Source organism: Aquihabitans sp. McL0605 (assembly GCF_049993875.1).
GTDB lineage: Bacteria > Actinomycetota > Acidimicrobiia > Acidimicrobiales > Iamiaceae > Aquihabitans.
This window is the reverse complement of the sequence record NZ_CP188252.1, coordinates 4,288,052-4,306,449: the sequence shown is the minus strand read 5'-3', so window position 1 is coordinate 4,306,449 and position 18,398 is coordinate 4,288,052. Positions and strand designations below refer to the sequence as shown.

Sequence of the window (18,398 nt, the reverse complement as noted above, 5' to 3'; positions counted from 1 at the left end):
ATCGTTGGTTCCCTCCATCACGGAAACCGGGAATCGATCGCGCCTCGTGCCGTCAGGGCTGCGACTTGGCCGGGCAGGCGGTGCTGAGGCTGTTGTTGCCGTTGTAGGCGGCGTCGATGCAGTTCTTCGACGTGCCGAAGCCGCCACCCGTCGAGTTGCCGAAGAACGAGACGGCGCTGAAGACCACGACGGCGATCAGGGCGAGGAGCAAGGCGTACTCGATCGCACTCGCGCCCCGCTGACCCTTGCGCGGGGTGCGCTGCTTGGGGTGGTTGTGCATCGCGAGCCTCCAGGGGGGATACCTTCCCCTTGAACATCGGCGGGTCGATGCTCGCTCTGGATAGGCCATGCGACTCAATCAGGGTGAGCTGGCACCCACCGGCACGGCCACCATCCAGCCCGTCTCCCGGTGCACGATCTTCCAGCCGTGGGCCGGGTCCTCCAGCCAGTCACCGAAATCGCTGTCGGTGTCCCAGAGGACCGCAGATGCGTCAGCACGGTCCAGGACGGCCTGGTAGTCGGCGCCGTGGTCGAGCAGGGCGGCGTAGTCGGTGATCACCGCATCGGGGTACATGTCGACGCGGTCATCGATGAACACGTGCACCTTCTCGGGCCCGTACTCGACCTCGAGGTAGTTGCCCACGAAGTCTCGGGTGACCACCCGATCACTTCGATCGAGCAGGCCGTTTCCTCGCATCCACTTCGCCGACTGCACCGGGTAGTCGACGAGGTTCAGGTTCGGGGTCTGCAAGATGCCGACGGCGAGGACCAGCGCCATGAGCGCCAGCAGGGCGACCCGGACCGGGCGCAGGATCCGCCGAGGCTCGAGGCCGTCGAGGACGCCGAGGCCGTGGGCGGCCGCGGCCATGGCCGGGATCATGATCAGGCTGGCGTGGACGATGTTGCGGCTGCTCTGGACCGAGAGCGCCGCGAACAGCACCACCGGCACGGCGTTGCGCCAGCGCCGCCCTCGCCAGACGATCAGCACGAGGGCCAGGATCACCTGGATCGCGAAGGCCTTCTCGGCCCACGACGACCACGTGGGCGACTGCCACTCAGCGATGTGGGAGAACGCGTCGCGCCGCTGGAGCAGCTGCACGGGGAACACGAGGAGCCGCCAGCCGAGCGGGCTGAGGATCCCGCCCAGGAGCGTGCCCAGGCCGGCCCACCCCAGGACCCGGAGCTCGGTGGTGGGCCGCTCCCGGTCGAGCAGGCGGCCGAAGCCGAACGCCACGATGGCCATGATGGCGATGGGGAACGATCCGTGGACGTTGACCCAGACCCACATGATGGGGACGAGCCAGCGCGGGTCGAGCCGGTCCTCCAGGGCGAAGAGGACGGCCATCAGGAACAGCAGGCTGAAGATCAGGGGGCGCTCGACCCAGAAGCCGGCACCGACGCACAGCACGGGGACCACGATCGCGAGGCGGCCGATGAGGCCCTTCGCCGGGCTGGTCAGCCGCCAGGCGAGGGCGGCGAGCGCCGCGCAGATCACGCCCACCACGACCCGGATGCCGACGAGGCCGAACACCTTGTCGATGCTGGCGTAGATCACGCTGGCGCCCCAGCTCTGCACCGTCCACGCTCGGCCGGGCGCCGTGAACGAGTACGGGTCGGTGCGGGGGATGGCGTGGTCGTGCAGGATCATCCGACCGGTGGCCAGGTGGGTGAAGAAGCTGTTGTCGTGCAGCGAGTGCAGGCCGATGCGCAGGCCCACCAGGGCCAGCAGGATGCCGATGATCTGGCTGAGGGTCGCCCCTCGGGCCCGCTCCCCCGCCGACTCGGCCGGCTCGGTGGGCGTCGAGGCGTCGCCGGCACCCGTCGGATCGGGGTCGTCGACGCCGTCGCCGGTGCCGTGGGCCGCGAGCCCAGGTGCAGATTCCACGCTGCTCAGCATGACCGCAGGGTCAGAAGGAATTGCGGATGTTGATGATGGCGGGGCCGATGACGACGACGAACAGCGCGGGGAACACGCAGAACACCATCGGGATCATCATCTTCACGGGCGCCTTCTGGGCCTTCTCCTGCGCCATCTGGCGGCGCTTGATGCGCATCTCGTCGGCCTGGGCGCGGAGCACCCGGCCAATGGACACGCCGAACGTGTCGGCCTGCAAGATGGCGAGCACGAACGAGCGCAGCTCGGGGACGTCGGTGCGCTTCTCCATGGCCCGCATGGCGTTGGCGCGGCTGGCACCGGCGCGGACCTCGCCCAGCATGCGAGCGAACTCCTGGGTCAGGGCCCCGGGGACCGACGACACGGTCCGGTCGAGCGCCTGCTCGAAGCCGAGGCCGGCCTCGACGCTGATGACCAGGAGGTCCAGCACGTCGGGGAGCTTCTGCTTGATCTCGTGCTGGCGCTCCTCGACCCGCCGGTTCAAGGTGGCGTCGGGGCCGAAGATCAGCACCGCGGCCATCACGCCCGAGAGGAGGAGACCCATCTTGCCGCCGATGCCCAGGACCCCGAAGAAGAGGATGAACATGAGCGGCGTCAGGGCGAAGGCCACCACCTTGATGGCGATGAAGCGGTCGACGGCGTCGGCCGAGGTGTTGCCGGAGGCGGTGAGCCGGGCCCGGACCTTGTCGGTGTAGCCGTCGGGGGTGAACCGCTTGCCGAGGGCGACGAGGCGGTCCGTGAGGGGCTGCACCGTGCGCTCGCGCATCGGCTTGAGCAGCTCCTGGTCGCGGACGTTGTCGACCTCGTAGCCGTCGAGCTGGCGCAGCGACGCGCGCACCGTGGCCTTCTCGTCGGCGCTGGAGAGGATCGTCCACAGCCCGACACCGATGGCGCCGGCGAGGAGGGCAAGAGCGATGGGAAGCATGCGGGCCTCAGATCTCGATGTTGATGATCTTCTTCATCCAGGCGAACCCGATGAGAAGAGCAGTGGTGGCGGCCGCGAGGAGGCCGTGGCCCATGCCCGTGGTCCCGAGCGGGTTCATGTAGGTCGGGTTCGACAGCCACATGAAGGCGCCGAGGCCGACCGGAAGGAGGCCGAGGATGATCGCCGACATCTTTCCTTCGGCGGTGAGTGCCGCGATGTCCCGGCGCAGGCGCTCCCGGTGGATCATGGTGTCGGCCACGGTGAGGAGGAGCTCCGACAGGTTGCCGCCCACCTCCCGCTGGATGCGGATGGCCATGACGGCCCAGGCGAAGTCGGCACTGCCCATGCGCTCGGCCACGGAGTCCATGGCGTCCTCGATCTCACGACCGAGGCGGGCCTCGGTGATGACCCGGCGGAGCTCCTGACCCATGGGGTCGGTGACCTCCTTCGAGACCGCCTCGACGCCCTGGAGCAGCGAGTAGCCGGCACGGAGCGAGCCCGAGAGGAGGTTGAGGGTGTCGGGGAGCTGGGCCTGGAAGGCCTTGCCCCGTCGAGCGGCCAGGAAGTTGACCACGGCCGGCGGGACGAAGACCGACAGGACCAGGATCGCCATGCCCGGCACGAAGCCGCCGAGCACGAAGGCCAGCAGGGTCAGCAAGATGGCGGCGGCGCCGTAGAAGAACATCGCCTCGGCTGCCCGCAGCGGCAGGTCGGCTCGTTCGAGGGCCCGCTCCACCTTCACCAGGAAGCCCTGGCGCTCGGCGAACTCCTCGGTGAGCTCGACGGCTCGCTGCAGGAGTGCGGTCTGGGCGAGGGCGCCGTCGAGCTCGTCGTTCGGGACGGGACCCTCGGAGTAGGGGCGGAGGACGGCGTTGAGGCTCTCGTCGGTCGTGGTCACCAGCGAGGCGACGGCGAAGGCCAGCAAGCCGGCCGCCAGCCCGACGAGCACCAGGCCGAGGGCGCCGCCGGCCTTGCCCTGGAGGGCCTTGGGCCCGAACGGCTTGGGCGGCGAGACCACCTCGGCGGTCGCCGCGCCTTGCACGTTGGCGCCGGCGACGTACGACGCCTTGCGCTCGAGGTTGCCGACGCTGACGGCCACATCGACCTGACCTTGCGACACGTTCGACGCATAGGTGGCGACGTACTGGCTCTGGAGGGTCGAGGCGAGCGACTCGAAGGCCTTCTGGGTGGCCTCGCCCTTGCCGGCGGTGAAGCTGGCCCCGCCGGTGCGGTCCATGATCGCGGCGTTCGAGGCGTGGTCGACCTCACCGTTGTGGTCGAGCTCGACGCTGAAGAAGGCGGCGCCCGAGCTGACGACCGCGGCCCGAGCCAGGTCGAACGATGCGGACGAGCTGTCGTTCTTGCCGTCGGTCACGAGCACGATGTTCGGCTGGAGGTCGTCGACCGAGTCGAACAGCTTCGTGGCCTTGTTCACGCCGTCCCACGTGGCGGTCTTGCCGTCCGCCGGGGCGGCCATGGCGTCGATCGCATCGTCGAGCTGTGCCGTGTTGTTCGTGAACGGCGACTCGACCACGACGGTGTTGCTGAACGACACGATCGCCATCTCGTCGCCCTGGGGCAGGTTGGCGACGGTCTCCTTGAGGCCCTTCTTGACGTCGCTCAGCGCGCCGTCGTTGCCCATCGAACCGGAGAGGTCCACCACGTAGACCGTGCCGAGGCGGCTGGAGGTCTTGTTCAGGTTGGTGAGGTCCGTGACCGTCTTGGACGTGCCGTTCTCACGGATCACCAGGCTCTTCAGGTCGGTGGGCTGGCCGGTGTACAGGAACGTGACCTTGATGGCCTTCTTGTTCGTCCCGTCGATCCCGCGCACGGCGAGCATGCTGTCCTTCGCCTGACCCGACGCCATCGGCGCGGCGAGCAGCGCGGCCATCGACGCGAGGACCGCGACGACGACCGCCATGGTCCCTCGGCGGCGCATCACCAGGCACCCTGGGCGCGCTTGGCGAACGCCTCGGGCTGGAAGACCTCCGGGCCGAGGCGGATGCCCTGGTCGGCGAGCTTCTCGGCGAACTTGGGACGGACGCCGGTCGCCTTGAGGTGGCCGCGGTAGCGGCCGTGCTCGTCGACGCCCATGCCGAAGTCGAAGATGAAGACGTCTTGGAGGGTGATGACGTCGCCTTCCATGCCTTGGATCTCGGTGATGTGGGTGATGCGGCGGGTGCCGTCGCGGAGGCGGGTGAGCTGCACGATGCAGTCGATGGCCGAGGCGATCTGCTCGCGGATGGCCCGCACCGGCAGGTCGAAGCCGGCCATGAGGACGAGCGTCTCCAGACGGGAGAGCGTGTCTCGGGGGGTGTTGGCGTGGATCGTGGTGATCGACCCGTCGTGGCCGGTGTTCATGGCCTGGAGCATGTCGAGGGCCTCGCCGGCGCGGCACTCGCCGACCACGATGCGGTCGGGCCGCATGCGGAGGGTGTTCTTGACGAGGTCGCGGATGGTGATCTGGCCCTTGCCCTCGATGTTCGGGGGCCGGGCCTCCAGCGCCAGGACGTGATCCTGGTGGAGCTGGAGCTCCTTCGCATCTTCCACCGTGACGATGCGCTCGTCTGCGGGGATGAAGGAGGAGAGGACGTTGAGCGTGGTGGTCTTGCCGGTACCGGTACCACCGCTCACCAAGATGTTGAGCTTGCCGACCACCATGGCCTGGAGGAACCGGGCCGACGCGGCGTTGAGGGTGCCGAACCGGATCAGGTCGTCGATCTGGTAGGGGTCCTTGGCGAACTTCCGGATGGTGAGGAAGGGCCCGCCGATGGCGAGCGGGTGGATCACCGCGTTGACGCGGGAGCCGTCGGGGAGGCGGGCGTCGCAGAGGGGCTGCGCCTCATCGATGCGCCGGCCGACCTGGCCCACGATCTTGTCGATGATGCGCCGGAGGTGGGTCTCGTCCACGAAGCTGGCGGTGGTCTTCTCGACCTTGCCCGACTTTTCCACGTAGACCGAGTTCGGCCCGTTGACCATGACTTCGGAGATGTCCTCGTCCTTGAGCAGCCGGTCGATCGGGCCGTAGCCCAAGATGTCGTCGGAGACGTCCTGGATCAGCTGGGCCTTGTCGGCGGCCGACAGGGGCGCCCGCTCCTGGGCGAGGGCGGACTGCAGCTGCTCCTGCACCCGGCGGCGCAGGTCGTCCTCGGACAACCGCTTGTCGTAGAGGATCGGACCGAGCTCGTCGATCAGGTGGTGGTGGATCTTCTGACGAAGGTCGTCGAGGACAGGGTCACGTCGGCTGCCTCCACCGTTGACGCCCGGCGTGGAGCCGTTGGCGGAACCGGAGGAGCCGTTGCCCTGCTGTTCGTGGAGGCGCTTGTAGAGGGACACGTAGACCTATCGGCCCATCCGCTCCCGGGTTGAGCACGATGTCCCGGTTTCACCACCGGTGACCAGCCACCACCCAGCGCGACCTCCGACGCGACACCGGCCGCCCCAGGAGGGCAGCCGGAGTGTCAGCGGTCTGGCTCGGAGGCCCGGAACAGCTACCGCTTCTTCTTGGCCTTCGCGTCGACGCGGGGGGCGAAGCGGTCGGCGAGCTGCTCGAGCGACTTGGCGATCGAGGACCGCGGCGCATCGATGACGACCGGGGTGCCCTTGTTGACCGATTGGGGCACCACGATGTCGGAGGGGATGAGGGCATCGGCCTTCACCTGGAGCGTGCGCTCGACCTCGCTCACCTCGAGCTTCACCTTGGAGTTGGCCCGGTTGAGGATGAGGTGGATCTTGCTCATCGGCGTGTTGAGCAGGCGCAGGGTCTGCAGGCCGATCTTCACGTTCTTGATGTTGGGGATGTCCATCCCGGCGACGAGGAGGACGTCGTCGCTCTCCTCGATGAGACCGAGGACCACGTCGTTGAAGTACGCCGGCGTGTCGACCACCACGTAGCTGCAGAAGGTGCGCAGCAGCCGGATGATGGCGTTCATCTGCTCGGCGCCGATCTGGTCGGCGAACGCCGGCTCCAGCGGCGCGGGCAGCACCTTGAGCCCCGAGGGCTGGTGGACGGCGAGCAGGCTGTCGAGGAACCCGACGTCGAGGCGGTCGAACGAGCCGACGGCGTCGACGATGGTGTGCTGGGGAGCCAGCTTGAGCATCACCGCGATGTCGCCGAACTGCAGATCGGCGTCGACGAGGGCCACGGGGCCATCGGCCCGCTGGGCCAAGATGACGCCGAGGTTGGTGGCGAGCACCGACTTGCCGGCGCCGCCCTTGGTGGAGAAGACGGTGATGACCCGGCCCTGGGCGCTCGTGTCGTCCTCGCCGGAGGGCGCGGCGGCCATGGTGGCGCCGTAGCCGCTGGGGACGGCGGCAGCCACGAGGCTCCCGCTGACCCGGCGCACGGCTTCGTTGAGCTGGCCGGTGTCGACCGGGGAGCCGAGCACGTCGCGGACACCCGAGCGCATGGCCCGCTGGAACACCTCGGTGGAGAGGTTGTCGGCGATGAGGATGGCCCCGATGTCGGTGCGGCGGGCGAGCATGCCCTCGGCTCCGGTGACCCCGGGGACGACCGAGCAGGACGGCCCGAGCACCAGGAGGAACGGAGAGGTGAACCGCTCCTCGACGCCATCGAGGCTCTCGAGGGCGATCGCCCGCTCCCCCAACTGCATGGCCAGCCGGCTTCGCACCGACGGATCGGCCTCCACCACCACGATCGGCGTGGAGCTATCAGATGTGGGGAAGGTCGACATGGCCCTCGGTGCTTGGCTGGTGGCGCTGGTGGGCGGATCCTCCGCCCAAAGGTACTCGCTCATGGCTGTGGTCCGAACCTGGAGGGGGTGGTGGATGACCGCATGGTGGAGACGGCGCCGGCCGGCACTCGAGCCTCAGTCTGCGCTGCGTGCGCCGTCGGGGCCGTAGGGGGTCAAGATGGCCGGATCGTCCGACGGGAGCGTCGAGAGGTCGATCTCACCGGTGGGCTTGGGCACGTAGTCCTTGGAGACCAGGGTGAGGTAGAGGTTGGCGGGCGGGATCGTGGCCAGGACCTGCGCCGCACCGACCGGCACGATGAAGGTGATGAGCCCGCTGTTGGCCACCGGGGTGGCGGGGGCACCGGCGGCGGGCGCCGCGGTGGCACCGACGGACTGGGTGCCGACGAACAGCACCTGGACCTTCTGGTAGAGGTACCGGGCCTGGGCGGAGCTGATGTCGGTGGTGCCGCCGCCGCTGCCGCTGCTGCCGTCGCCGCTGGCGGCGGTGCCGCCGGCGACCTCCTTGAACTTGAGCACCATGATGTTCACGTAGTCGCCAGGGACGATCAGGCCGGCCACGCCGCGGACGTCGTCGACGTTCAGGGTGTAGGTGGTCTGGTCCTTGTTCTGGATCTTGGTGAGCGTGTCGGCGTTCGACGTGTGGGCGTCGGGGTCGGTGGGCTCCACGAACATGTCCTGGACCACCACCTGGTTCGCCACGAGGTCACCCTTGGCCACGCGGCCCTGGATGTCGTCGAGGCTGACGATGGCGTTCGCCGGCTTGAACTTGCGCGGGATGCTCTCCTGCACGATCGACGCCTGCGCCACGGCCCCTGGGGTCCCCTTGGCGATCGCCTCCTTCACGAGGAAGACCTTGACCCGCTCGGCGTCGTTGTACGCCTGGTCCTGGATGCCCCCGACGTAGTTCCACACCAGGAACGACGCGAGCGCTCCGATGGCGATGGCTGCGATGAGGATGAGTGTCCGGCGTTGGCTCACCGTGGACCCCTTCGAGGTTGGGCGCACACCGAGGTCGGTGTGCTTGCGACAGCTTCTCTGTCGGCCGGGATGACCTCATGCGCAAGGGTTTCCCATCGATTTCTGGTCCACCTGACCTACTCCGGACGCGACGGTGCCCCGCCCGGAGGCGGGGCACCGTCGAGTTCGTCTGCGTGGTGGGGGCGAGATCAGGCCTCGGCAGGAGCCTCGGGCTCGATCGCCTCGTCCGCCGCAGCTTCGGGCTCGGCCGGAGCCTCGGGCTCGGCCACAGCACCGTCTTCGGCACCGGGGGCCGGCGCGTCGGCGGCGAGGGCCTCAGGGTGCTCGGCGTAGTACTCGGCCCAGGCTTCCTGTGCCTCGGACGACTCGCCGCCGATGAAGTTGCCCTCTTCGTCGTAGGCGTGCTCGCCGAAGTGCTCCTGGTACTCGGCCGACACGGTGCCGCCCTCGGCCGCCTGCTTGATCGAGAGGCTGATCCGGCGACGCTGGAGGTCGAGGTCGATGATCTTGACCCACAGCTCCTCGCCGGGGGTGACGACCTGCTCGGGGAGGTCGACGTGGTGCGCCGACATCTCCGAGATGTGCACGAGGCCCTCGATGCCGTCGCCGACCTGGACGAACGAACCGAAGGGCACCAGCTTGGTGACCCGGCCGTAGACCAGCTCGCCGACCCGGTGGCCCGAGGCGAACTCCTGCCACGGATCCTGCTGGGTGGCCTTGAGCGAGAGGCTGATGCGCTCCCGGTCGAGGTCGACCTCGAGCACCTGCACGGTGATCTCGTCGCCGACGGCCACGACGGAGCCGGGGTGGTCGACGTGCTTCCAGGACAGCTCGGACACGTGGACGAGGCCGTCCATCCCGCCGAGGTCGACGAACGCACCGAAGTTGACGACGCTCGACACCACGCCGGAGCGGATCTCGCCGGGCTTGAGGTTCTCGAGGAACTCCTCGCGCTGCTCCTTCTGCGTCTCCTCGAGCCAGGCACGGCGGGACAGCACCACGTTGTTGCGGTTCTTGTCGAGCTCGATGATCTTGGCTTCGAGGGTGCGACCGACGTACGGCGCCAGGTCGCGGACCCGGCGGAGCTCCACCAGGGAGGCCGGGAGGAAGCCGCGGAGGCCGATGTCGATGATGAGACCGCCCTTGACGACCTCGATCACCGGGCCGGACACGACGCCGTCCTCTTCCTTCTTCTTCTCGATGTCGCCCCACGCCCGCTCGTACTGCGCACGCTTCTTGGACAGGACGAGGCGTCCGTCCTTGTCTTCCTTGGTGAGGACCAGGGCCTCGATCTCATCGCCCATCGACACGACCTCGGAGGGGTCGACGTCGTTGCGGATGCTCAGCTCGCGGCTGGGGATCACACCTTCGGACTTGTACCCGATGTCGAGCAGGACCTCGTCCTTGTCGACCTTGACGACCGTGCCGAGCACGATCTGCCCGTCTTCGACGCTGACCATGGTGCCGTCGATGGCGTCTTCGAAGCTGCCTTCGAGGTCGTTCGCCGTGATCTGGCGAGGGACGTACTCCTCGATCTCGGCGGGTGGGGTGAGGGTCGATTGATCGGACACGGATGCTCTTCTCGGGTGGATGGGAAGTAGGTGGATGGGATGCCGTGCACCAGACGGCGCACAGGGAACTAAAAACCTACCAGCAGGCAGGGCGTGGCCTCAATGTGCGGGGTCGGGCCGAGCCGCCGCTCAGACCTTGCGGGCCACGAGCAGGAACTCTTCGCTGTCGAGGCCGGGCTGGTCCCGGCCGTAGCGGCCCGGGCTGACCGACCAGATGTGGTCGGCGCGCAGACCCACGCGGTGGGCCAGGAGCCGGAGCTCGCGGGGCGTGAAGCAGGTGGTCCACAGATCGGCGTCGGCGTCGACCCCCTGCTCGTCCTTGATGGTGGTGCGCTCGTGGTTGACGCCTCGGTCGACGTGGAACTCGCTCCCCATGGCCTCGACGTGGCGCACCTGGAAGTAGGCGCTGAACGCGGTGACCGCTGCGGCCCCTCCGGGCTCGAGCGCCCGGGCGATCCCGTCGAGCACGTCGAGGTCGGGGTCGAGGGTCCGGCCGTCGGCGTCGACCACCTGCGGCCCCCAGTCGGCCAGGCCGAACGCGCCCTGGCACAGGGAGATGGCGGCGTCGAACCCTCCGTCGAACGGCAGCGAACGGGCATCGAGCCGTTCGAACGTCACGCCGGCCGGAGCATCGGCCCGGGCCAGCTCGACGAACCGCTCGCTGATGTCGATCCCGTGGACCTCGATCCCCCGCCGGCCCAGGGCGTGGGCGTGGCGCCCGGGCCCGCAGCCCACGTCGAGCACCCGCATGCCCGGCTGCAGGCCCAGGGCGTCGACCAGGAACGCCACCTCCTGCTCGGTGCCCTTGGTGAAGGAGTACCGCAGGTAGGCGGCGCCCAGGTGGTCGGCGAGGTCCTCGAAGCCGTGGTCCCGGGGGCTGCTCATGCTCCGAGCATGCCAGCCGGGGCCGGGATCACTTGCAGAGGTAGCTGATCTGCGTGCCGAACTCGTTGGCGCCGTTGACCGCCTTCAGCATCTCGATGCGATCGATCTTCCCGGCGAGCTGGGTGAAGCTCGAGCTCGACTCGACCGCATCGAAGAACTCGTCGTACGCCGCCTCGTACCGGGCGATCTCGTTCTTGTACATCGGGGCCGCACCCGAGGCCATCAGGGCCACATCGCTCTGCCAGCGGCTGCGGCGGTCGCGCACCAGCTGAGCCAGCTCGCCGTAGTCCTTGTCCCCCTCGGCCGCCACGATCCGGAGCTCGAAGGTGCTGATGGCGATGCCGCCGCGGCAGAACCGCTCGAGGTCGACCACGTCGTCGACGCCCTTCGGCGCGGTGGTCGCCGGTGCCGGCCGGGTGGTGGTCGTCTTCGGCGCATCGGTGGTGGCCGTGTCCAGCTCGTCCTCGAGGCGCTTCTGGTCGGCCGCTATCGCCTGCTCGCGCTTCTTGTCGGGACCGGTGTTCGACACCATGAAGGCGAAGAGGCCCACCACCAGGACCCCGACGACGCCGATCGCGGCCATCTGGCCGCGGCTCAGGCCCGAGCGACCGGCGTCCGGTGCGGGTGCACCCATCGGTGGGGGGCCGACCGGAGCGCCCCACGCGGGGGGCGGGGGCGGTGGCGGTGGGGGCACCGCCCCGGGGCCCAGGGGCGCGGCCTCGTAGGAGAACTGCGGCCCGAGGTGCCCGGGAGCGGGCGCGGCGGGCACCGCCCCTGGCGGCGGAGGCGGCGGAGGCGGCGGCGTGGGCGGTCCCCAGTTGGCAGGGGCCACCGGCGGGCCCCACATGCCCGAGCCTCCGGCGGGGGCCGGGGCCGGAGCGCCGATCGGCGGCGCCGGGAGGGCACCCGGGGCGCCGAAGTGGGCGCGCAGGGCGGCCACCTGCTCGGCGGTCACCTCAGACGCAGGCGACAGCTCGCCGAGGCCGAGCGCCGCAGCCGCATCGACCAGGTCGGGGGAGCGCTTGTCGAGGGAGATCGCGAGTTCGTAGAGCAGCACTGCCGGGCACCTCAGCCGCCGAAGGGACGGACCTCCCATCGGTCCGGCTGCGCTCGGCTTGAGGGATCAGGGCTCGAGACGGAAGATCACGGCCGCGTGGCGTCCCTCGCGCTCGGTGGCGATCGGATCGAAGCGGTAGCCGAGCGGGTGGTCGAAGGCCTCGAGGTCGTCGACGCCGGCTCCGGGGTGGGCGGCGAGCCACCGGACGAGCGAGCCCTTCAGGAGCTTGTTCCAGTGGCTGACGGTGGCGCCCGAAGCATCGACGAACCGCACCGTCACCCGCTCGAGGGGCTCGAGGTCGGGCCAGGTGATGGCCGCCGAGTGCTCGATGGGCAGCAGGTCCCACACGCGCCCCCGCAGGACCAGGGGTGCCAGCCCCGCGGTCACCTGCGGCCGCCACCACGTGGCCAGCCGACCGAGCGGCGCCACGCTGGCGCTCATCTTGAGCTTGTAGTGCGGGATCGGGTCGCGGGGCGCCACCAGGCCCCACAGGCCCGAGGCGATGAGCACCGACCGGTCGAGCCGGCGCCGCTCCACCCCGGGCAGGGTGCGGTAGGCGAGCTCCTTGTAGAGCACGCCGGTGTACCGGTCGATCGCCGCCATCGTCGGCCCGACCCGTGCCGGGTGCCGGGGGCCGAGCGCCTTCAGGACCTTGGCCCGACCCGGGTCGAGGGCGGCGAGCGCCATGGTGCCCGGCGCCCACGGCGGACCGGCGCCTTCGAGCGCCTTGCCCTCCGACGGTGGCAGGAGGATCAGGGTGCGACGGGCCATGGGCGGCGACAGTAGCGATCCGCCGTACGATCCGAGCCATGGCCAGCGCGCAGACCGAAGGGCTCCCCACGGGAGACGAGAAGGTGGAGGCCGTGCGGTCGATGTTCGACGCGATCGCCCCCCGGTACGACCTCGTCAACCGGCTCATGACGTTCCGGATGGACGTGGGCTGGCGCAAGAAGACCATCGCCTCGCTTGGCCTGCGGCCCGGGTCGGTGGTGCTCGACCTGGCGTGCGGAACCGGTGACCTGTGCCGGGGCCTCGCGGGTGCCGGGCTCTCCCCCGTCGGCATGGACCTCTCCTACGGCATGCTCGCCGCCGCCCGCACGGAGGCGCCGCTCGTCGAGGCCGACGCCCTGCGGCTGCCCATCCCGGATGCCTCGGTCGACGGGGTCACGTGCGGCTTCGCCCTGCGCAACTTCAAGGAGCTCCAGCCGTTCTTCGCCGAGCTCGGCCGGGTGGTCCGCCCCGGTGGGCGCATCGCCCTGCTGGAGGTGGCCGAGCCGCCGAACCCGTTCCTGCGCTGGGGCCACGGCATCTACTTCGGCAAGATCGTGCCGCTCATCGGCGGGCTGCTGTCCGACGGGTCGGCCTACCGCTACCTGCCCAAGTCGGTGGCGTACCTCCCCGAGCCGGAGGTGATGCTCGAGCAGCTCGGCGGCTCCGGGTTCGTCGACGTCGACCGGCGCCTCCTGTCCACCGGCATCTCGCAGCTCATCACCGCCACCCGCGCATGACCGAGGCCTGGGCCCCTGGTCCGACCGACGACGTGGGGGTGGTCGCCCGGACCCGGCGCCTCGACCACGATCCCGACCTGCTGGCCATCGCCGGCGGCGACGGCCTCCTGTTCGCCCGCGACCGCTGCGGCTTCGCGGGTCGGGGCACCGCCCTGCGGCTGCCGCGAGCGCAGGCCGATGGGGTGCTCCGGTCGATCCCCACCGACGACGACGTCCGCCGCTCGGGCACCGGACCCGTGGCGTTCGGGGCCCTCCCCTTCCTTCCCGACGCGCCGGCCGAGCTGCTCGTCCCCGACGTGACGGTCGGGCGCGACGCCGACGGCACCCGCTGGATCACCACCGTGGTCTCCGCCGGCCCCGGCGCCGACGAGCGCCACGACGCGCTGGCCGCCACCACCCTGGCCCACCTGCCCGCCGCTCCCACGCCCGCCGACGGGCCCGGCTCGTTCGAGGTCCGCTCGGCGCGCCCGCCCGAGGCGTGGACCCAGGCGGTGGCCACCGCCACCGAGCACATCCGCGCCGGTCAGCTCGACAAGGTGGTGCTCGCCCGGGAGATCACCGTCACGGCCGATCGTCCCATCCCCATCGCCACCGTCCTCACCCGGCTCGCCGCCGGCTACCCCGGGTGCTTCCTCTACCTCGTCGAGGGCTTCTGCGGCGCCAGCCCGGAGCTGCTCGTCGGCCGGTCAGGCGACGTGGTACGGGCGCAGCCCATGGCCGGCACGGTCCCCCGCTCGGGAGATCCGGCGGTCGACGCCCGCCGCACCGCCGCCCTGCTCGCGTCGGCCACGTACCGCCACGAGCACCAGGTGACCATCGATGCCGTCCACGATGCGCTCCTCGCGTTCTCGTCGTACGTCGACTACGAGCCCGAGCCATCGGTCGTGCCGCTCGCCAACGTCTCCCACCTCGCCACCTCGGTCGAAGGGCGGCTGTCCCACCCGCCCGCGTCGGTGCTCGAGCTGGTCGCCGCCCTCCACCCCACCCCCGCCATCTGCGGCCGGCCGCGCGACGCGGCGCTGGCGCTCATCGCCTCGCTCGAGGAGCTCGACCGCGACCGCTACGCCGGCGCCGTCGGCTGGACCGATGGCCAGGGCAACGGCCAGTGGGCGGTCAGCATCCGCGGCGCCGCCATCGACGGCAACGTGGCCCGGGTGATCGGCGGCAACGGCATCGTCGGCGACTCCGATCCCCCCACCGAGCTCACCGAGACGAGAGCCAAGCTCCAAGCCATGCTCGGCGCCATCGTCCGGCCGTAGGTCTCGTCACTCGTTCGGCTGCGCCTCACTCCGTTCCTCGCACTTGAGGAGCTCCTGACGTCGCCGTCTTCGCTCAGGGGCACGACTGCGTCGCACCCCTTCGACTGAAGGGGCTCCGCAAGCTCCGCCCCCTCAGACTCCCCCGGGCTCGCTTCGCTCGGAAACCACAGGCTCGATCGCCAGCGCTTCTTGGGGGTGCGGTCAGCGGAGTGCGGCCAGGGCGGTGGCGACGGCGGCGTGGATCTTGTCGTGGATGGCGACGTTGTCGGTGCGGTCGGTCCGGATGCGCACCAGCCGGCTTCCTCCGGCACCGACCGACGCGCGGACCGCGGTGTCGACGTCGGCCCCTCCCGCCGGCTCCACCGTCATCAGCCCGTGCGCCGCGGCCAGCAGCGTGAGGTCGACGCCGTGCGGCGTGCCGAACAGCTGCTCGAAGCGGTCGCCGGCCAGCGTGGTGGCCTGAGGCAGGAACGAGAAGATGCCACCACCGTCGTTGTCGACCACCACGATGGTCAGGTCGACGCCCCGGTCGGCCAGGCCCAGCAGCGCGTTCGTGTCGTGCAGGAGGGCCACGTCGCCGATCAGCACGGCCGTGGCGGCGCCGCTGCTGCGGGCGGCGAGGGCGGCACCCACGCCGGTGGACACGACGCCGTCGATCCCGTTGGCCCCGCGGTTGGCGAGCACCCGCAGGTCGGTCCTCGGCGCCGCGAACCACTCGAGGTCGCGCACGGGCATCGATGACGACACCACGAGGGTGGATCCCGGGGGCAGCGCGGCGGCGACCGCCCGGGCGATGCCCGGCTCCGTGGGCGCCTCGTGGCGGGCGAGCACCGTGTCGATGGCCTCTTGCGCGGCCGCCTCGGCGCGGGCCCACGAGCCCGTCCAGGCGGCGTTGGACTCGGTGCGCCCCCCGACCAGGTGGATCAGCGCCTGGCCGGCCGCGGCGGGGTCGGCGTGCAGCACGTGGGCGGCCGTGCGGGCCGCGTCGAACCAGCGGCCGTGCGCATCGACGGCCACCTCGGTGGCGCCCGACGCGGCCAGCCACTGCCCCAGCACCTTCGACGCCGGGGGCTCACCGAGGCGCAGCACCACATCGGGCCGCAGCGCGGCGGCGGTGGACTCGTGCCGGAGGATGGCATCGAACGCGGCGATGACGCCCGGCTCGGGGATCCGGCACCCCGAGCGGGGATCGGCCAGGACCGGCCAGCCCGTGGCGGCGGCGAGCGACAGCACCACGGCGGGATCGCCGGCGCCGCCACCCGCGACGATCACGCCCCGGTCGGCGTCGAGCAGCTCGGTGAGGCGGGCGGTGCCGAACCGGTCGACGGCCGCCCGCCGTCCTTCGGTGGTGTGCCACGGCGCGCCGTGCGGCCGCCCCTCCGGCAGGGCGCCGACCCTCCCGACCAGGGGCTCGCGGAACGCCAGGTTCACGTGGACCGGACCAGGGCCGCGCGGCCCGGTGGTGGCCTCGGCGATGCTGCGCGCGGCCAGCGAGCGCCAGGTGCCGGCGCTCACGGCGTCGGGCACGCCGGGATCGGTGAACCACCGCGCCGCGTCGCCGAACAGCCGGACCTGGTCGACCGTCTGGGGCGCACCGACGTGGTGGAGCTCGGGGGGCCGGTCGGCCGTGATCACCACCACGGGAACCGATGCCTGATGGGCCTCGACCACGGCCGGGTGCAGCTCCACCGCCGCGGTGCCGCTGGTGGTGAGCACGACGGCGGGGCGCCCGGAGGCGAGCCCGAGCCCCAGGGCGACGAACCCGGCGGCGCGCTCGTCGTGGTGGACGTGCACGGCGATGCGCTCGTCGGCGGCCAGGGCGAGCGCCATCGGCGTGGAGCGGGAGCCGGGTGACACGACCGCATCGGTCACGCCGCCGCGGACCCACTCGTCGACGAGCGTGGCGCAGAAGGTGGCCTGGGTGTCCTCGGGGCGGATGGCGTCGCTCACCTGCCCATCTGAGCACAGGGTGCGAGGATGCAGCGATGGCAGCCGCCCCCACTCCCCCGGTCGTGCTCCTCCACGGCTTCACCCAGACCGGCGCGAGCTGGCGGCCCGTCGCCGACCTCCTGCGCAGCTGGCGGCTCGACCCGGCCACCCCCGACCTCCCCGGCCACGGCACGGCCGGCGACCTCCGCTTGGACCTCGCCGGGAGCGCCGCCCGCATCGCCGACCTGATCGGCGGCGAGCCCGCGATCGTCGTCGGCTACTCGATGGGCGGCCGCACTGCGCTCCGCCTCGCCCTCGACCATCCGGGATCGGTCCGCTCCCTGGTCCTCATCGGCGCCACGGCCGGGATCACCGAACCCGGAGCGCGGACCGCTCGACGAGCCGCCGACGAGGTGCTCGCCCAGCGCATCGAGCGCGAGGGCGTCGAGCCGTTCCTCGAGGAGTGGCTCGCCCAGCCCCTCTTCGCCGACCTCGAGGTCCAGCCCGACGACCTGGCCGCCCGTCGCGCCAACACGCCGGAGGGGCTGGCCTCGTCGCTCCGCCTGACGGGCACGGGCACGATGGATCCGCCGTGGTGGGACGAGCTGGCGGCGATCGACGCCCCGACCGTGGTCACCTGGGGGGCGCGAGACGCGAAGTTCGCCGCCCTGGGCCAGCGCCTCGTCGATGCCATCGGCCCGAACGCATCCGGGATGGCCGTCCCCCACAGCGGCCACGCCGCCCACCTCGAGGTCCCGGCCGCGTTCGCCGAGCTCGTGGTGACCCGGTTCGTCAGATGATGATCGACAGCCCGATGGTGAAGAGGAGGCCGAAGGCGAGCTGCGCCTTGCCGGTGTCGCCCAGCACCCCGATCAGGTCCGGGCCCTTGGCGCCCATCAGCACCGACAGCACCGGCTTGCGGGCCACGAAGATGGACAGCAGCGCGGCCGAGGCGAACAGCCGGCCGCTGAGCCCGGCGACCAGCGGCACCATCACGAACGCGCCCACGATCATGGCGACGTAGAGGAACCGGGTGCGCTGGTCGCCCAGCCGCACGGCCAGGGTGCGCTTGCCCACGAGCGTGTCGCCGGGGATGTCGCGCAGGTTGTTCACCACGAGCATCGACGTGGCCAGGAGGCCGACGGGGATCGAGGCACCGAGCCCGAGCAGGGTCAGCGAACCCGTCTGCACGTAGGTCGACCCGGCCGTGGCCACCACGCCGAAGAACACGAACACGAACGCCTCGCCCAGCCCGGCGTAGCCGTAGGGCTTGGGGCCCCCCGTGTAGAACCAGCCTGCGGCGATGGCCGCCGCGCCCACCACGAAGAGGATCGGGCTCACGGCGACGGCCAGCGCCGTGCCCACCAGGCCGGCCACGGCGAACGACAGCAGGGCTGCCTTCTTGACCGAGCTCGGCTTCGCCAGGCCCTGGCCCACCAGCCGGACGGGTCCGACGCGCTTGTCGTCGGCGTCGGTGCCGCGGATGCCGTCGCTGTAGTCGTTGGCGTAGTTGGTGGCGACCTGCAGCGCCAGGGCCACGACCATGGCGGCCACCGCCCGCCACCAGATCAGGCCGCCGGGAACCTCGCCCACCGCACAGGCGGTGCCCACCGCGACGGGGACGATGGCGGCCGGCAACGTGCGGGGCCGAGCGCCCGCCACCCAGATGTTCATCGC

16 protein-coding genes are annotated in these 18,398 nt (G+C 71.0%); 3 read left to right on the top strand and 13 right to left on the bottom strand.

Features of this window, described 5'->3' with window-relative positions:
• Positions 1–52: 52 nt before the first annotated feature.
• The 11 genes from ACPPVX_RS19935 to ACPPVX_RS19885 form a co-directional block, all read right to left on the bottom strand.
• Complete coding sequence (locus tag ACPPVX_RS19935) at positions 53–280, bottom strand: Flp family type IVb pilin (RefSeq protein WP_426572329.1); 228 nt, start codon at positions 278–280, stop codon at positions 53–55.
• A gap of 78 nt (positions 281–358) precedes the next feature.
• Positions 359–1,897 carry a hypothetical protein gene (locus ACPPVX_RS19930; RefSeq protein WP_426572328.1) on the bottom strand — a complete coding sequence of 513 codons (1,539 nt, stop codon included), beginning with the start codon at positions 1,895–1,897 and terminating at the stop codon, positions 359–361.
• 10 nt (positions 1,898–1,907) lie between these two features.
• Positions 1,908–2,819 carry a type II secretion system F family protein gene (locus ACPPVX_RS19925; protein ID WP_426572327.1) on the bottom strand — a complete coding sequence of 304 codons (912 nt, stop codon included), beginning with the start codon at positions 2,817–2,819 and terminating at the stop codon, positions 1,908–1,910.
• A gap of 7 nt (positions 2,820–2,826) precedes the next feature.
• Positions 2,827–4,758, bottom strand: coding sequence for a type II secretion system F family protein (locus ACPPVX_RS19920; protein WP_426572326.1), 1,932 nt, complete (start codon positions 4,756–4,758; stop codon positions 2,827–2,829).
• Positions 4,758–6,155 (bottom strand): CpaF family protein, encoded by a 1,398-nt coding sequence (locus ACPPVX_RS19915; RefSeq protein WP_426572325.1) that lies wholly within the window; start codon positions 6,153–6,155, stop codon positions 4,758–4,760. Before ACPPVX_RS19915 ends, ACPPVX_RS19920 begins: the two co-directional genes overlap by 1 nt.
• A 155-nt stretch (positions 6,156–6,310) precedes the next feature.
• Positions 6,311–7,576 carry an AAA family ATPase gene (locus ACPPVX_RS19910; protein ID WP_426572324.1) on the bottom strand — a complete coding sequence of 422 codons (1,266 nt, stop codon included), beginning with the start codon at positions 7,574–7,576 and terminating at the stop codon, positions 6,311–6,313.
• A gap of 72 nt (positions 7,577–7,648) precedes the next feature.
• The gene (locus ACPPVX_RS19905; RefSeq protein ID WP_426572323.1) at positions 7,649–8,512 is read right to left on the bottom strand and encodes an RcpC/CpaB family pilus assembly protein; all 864 of its coding nucleotides are present in this window, start codon (positions 8,510–8,512) and stop codon (positions 7,649–7,651) included.
• 188 nt (positions 8,513–8,700) lie between these two features.
• Entirely contained in the window at positions 8,701–10,173 is a 1,473-nt protein-coding gene (gene rpsA, locus ACPPVX_RS19900; protein ID WP_426575059.1) for a 30S ribosomal protein S1, read from the bottom strand.
• A 39-nt stretch (positions 10,174–10,212) separates the two neighbouring features.
• A complete protein-coding gene (locus ACPPVX_RS19895; protein ID WP_426572322.1) occupies positions 10,213–10,968 on the bottom strand; it encodes a class I SAM-dependent methyltransferase in 756 nt (251 codons plus the stop codon).
• A gap of 28 nt (positions 10,969–10,996) precedes the next feature.
• The gene (locus ACPPVX_RS19890) at positions 10,997–12,025 is read right to left on the bottom strand and encodes a hypothetical protein (protein WP_426572321.1); all 1,029 of its coding nucleotides are present in this window, start codon (positions 12,023–12,025) and stop codon (positions 10,997–10,999) included.
• 66 nt (positions 12,026–12,091) lie between these two features.
• Positions 12,092–12,796, bottom strand: a complete 705-nt coding sequence (locus ACPPVX_RS19885) for a YaaA family protein (protein ID WP_426572320.1) — start codon at positions 12,794–12,796, stop codon at positions 12,092–12,094.
• Between the two features lie 38 nt (positions 12,797–12,834).
• Here ACPPVX_RS19885 and ACPPVX_RS19880 point away from each other — a divergent pair, with 38 nt between their 5' ends.
• Together ACPPVX_RS19880 and ACPPVX_RS19875 are read left to right on the top strand one after the other, a co-directional pair.
• Positions 12,835–13,533 (top strand): ubiquinone/menaquinone biosynthesis methyltransferase, encoded by a 699-nt coding sequence (locus ACPPVX_RS19880; RefSeq protein ID WP_426572319.1) that lies wholly within the window; start codon positions 12,835–12,837, stop codon positions 13,531–13,533.
• The gene (locus ACPPVX_RS19875) at positions 13,530–14,792 is read left to right on the top strand and encodes an isochorismate synthase (protein WP_426572318.1); all 1,263 of its coding nucleotides are present in this window, start codon (positions 13,530–13,532) and stop codon (positions 14,790–14,792) included. The genes ACPPVX_RS19880 and ACPPVX_RS19875 overlap by 4 nt, the downstream gene beginning before the upstream one ends.
• A gap of 201 nt (positions 14,793–14,993) precedes the next feature.
• Here the strand turns inward: ACPPVX_RS19875 and menD are convergent, their stop codons facing one another.
• Positions 14,994–16,742, bottom strand: a complete 1,749-nt coding sequence (gene menD, locus ACPPVX_RS19870) for a 2-succinyl-5-enolpyruvyl-6-hydroxy-3-cyclohexene-1-carboxylic-acid synthase (RefSeq protein WP_426572317.1) — start codon at positions 16,740–16,742, stop codon at positions 14,994–14,996.
• Positions 16,743–16,777: 35 nt separating this feature from the next.
• On the opposite strand from menD, the gene ACPPVX_RS19865 reads away from it, so the two are divergent.
• A complete protein-coding gene (locus ACPPVX_RS19865; RefSeq protein ID WP_426572316.1) occupies positions 16,778–17,521 on the top strand; it encodes an alpha/beta fold hydrolase in 744 nt (247 codons plus the stop codon).
• On the opposite strand, the gene ACPPVX_RS19860 is transcribed toward ACPPVX_RS19865, so the two are convergent.
• The gene (locus ACPPVX_RS19860; protein ID WP_426572315.1) at positions 17,514–18,395 is read right to left on the bottom strand and encodes a 1,4-dihydroxy-2-naphthoate polyprenyltransferase; all 882 of its coding nucleotides are present in this window, start codon (positions 18,393–18,395) and stop codon (positions 17,514–17,516) included. The genes ACPPVX_RS19865 and ACPPVX_RS19860 overlap by 8 nt on opposite strands.
• Between the last annotated feature and the right edge of the window lie 3 nt (positions 18,396–18,398).

Excerpts from the sequence above, each read along its gene's own strand:
- ACPPVX_RS19910 (WP_426572324.1), bottom strand. The coding sequence starts at position 7,576 with ATGAGCGAGTACCTTTGGGCGGAGGATCCGCCCACCAGCGCCACCAGC.
- ACPPVX_RS19885 (WP_426572320.1), bottom strand. The coding sequence starts at position 12,796 with ATGGCCCGTCGCACCCTGATCCTCCTGCCACCGTCGGAGGGCAAGGCG.
- ACPPVX_RS19935 (WP_426572329.1), bottom strand. The coding sequence starts at position 280 with ATGCACAACCACCCCAAGCAGCGCACCCCGCGCAAGGGTCAGCGGGGC.
- ACPPVX_RS19895 (WP_426572322.1), bottom strand. The coding sequence starts at position 10,968 with ATGAGCAGCCCCCGGGACCACGGCTTCGAGGACCTCGCCGACCACCTG.
- ACPPVX_RS19925 (WP_426572327.1), bottom strand. The coding sequence starts at position 2,819 with ATGCTTCCCATCGCTCTTGCCCTCCTCGCCGGCGCCATCGGTGTCGGG.
- ACPPVX_RS19860 (WP_426572315.1), bottom strand. The coding sequence starts at position 18,395 with ATGAACATCTGGGTGGCGGGCGCTCGGCCCCGCACGTTGCCGGCCGCC.
- ACPPVX_RS19865 (WP_426572316.1), top strand. The coding sequence starts at position 16,778 with ATGGCAGCCGCCCCCACTCCCCCGGTCGTGCTCCTCCACGGCTTCACC.
- ACPPVX_RS19930 (WP_426572328.1), bottom strand. The coding sequence starts at position 1,897 with ATGCTGAGCAGCGTGGAATCTGCACCTGGGCTCGCGGCCCACGGCACC.
- ACPPVX_RS19875 (WP_426572318.1), top strand. The coding sequence starts at position 13,530 with ATGACCGAGGCCTGGGCCCCTGGTCCGACCGACGACGTGGGGGTGGTC.
- ACPPVX_RS19920 (WP_426572326.1), bottom strand. The coding sequence starts at position 4,758 with ATGCGCCGCCGAGGGACCATGGCGGTCGTCGTCGCGGTCCTCGCGTCG.
- ACPPVX_RS19880 (WP_426572319.1), top strand. The coding sequence starts at position 12,835 with ATGGCCAGCGCGCAGACCGAAGGGCTCCCCACGGGAGACGAGAAGGTG.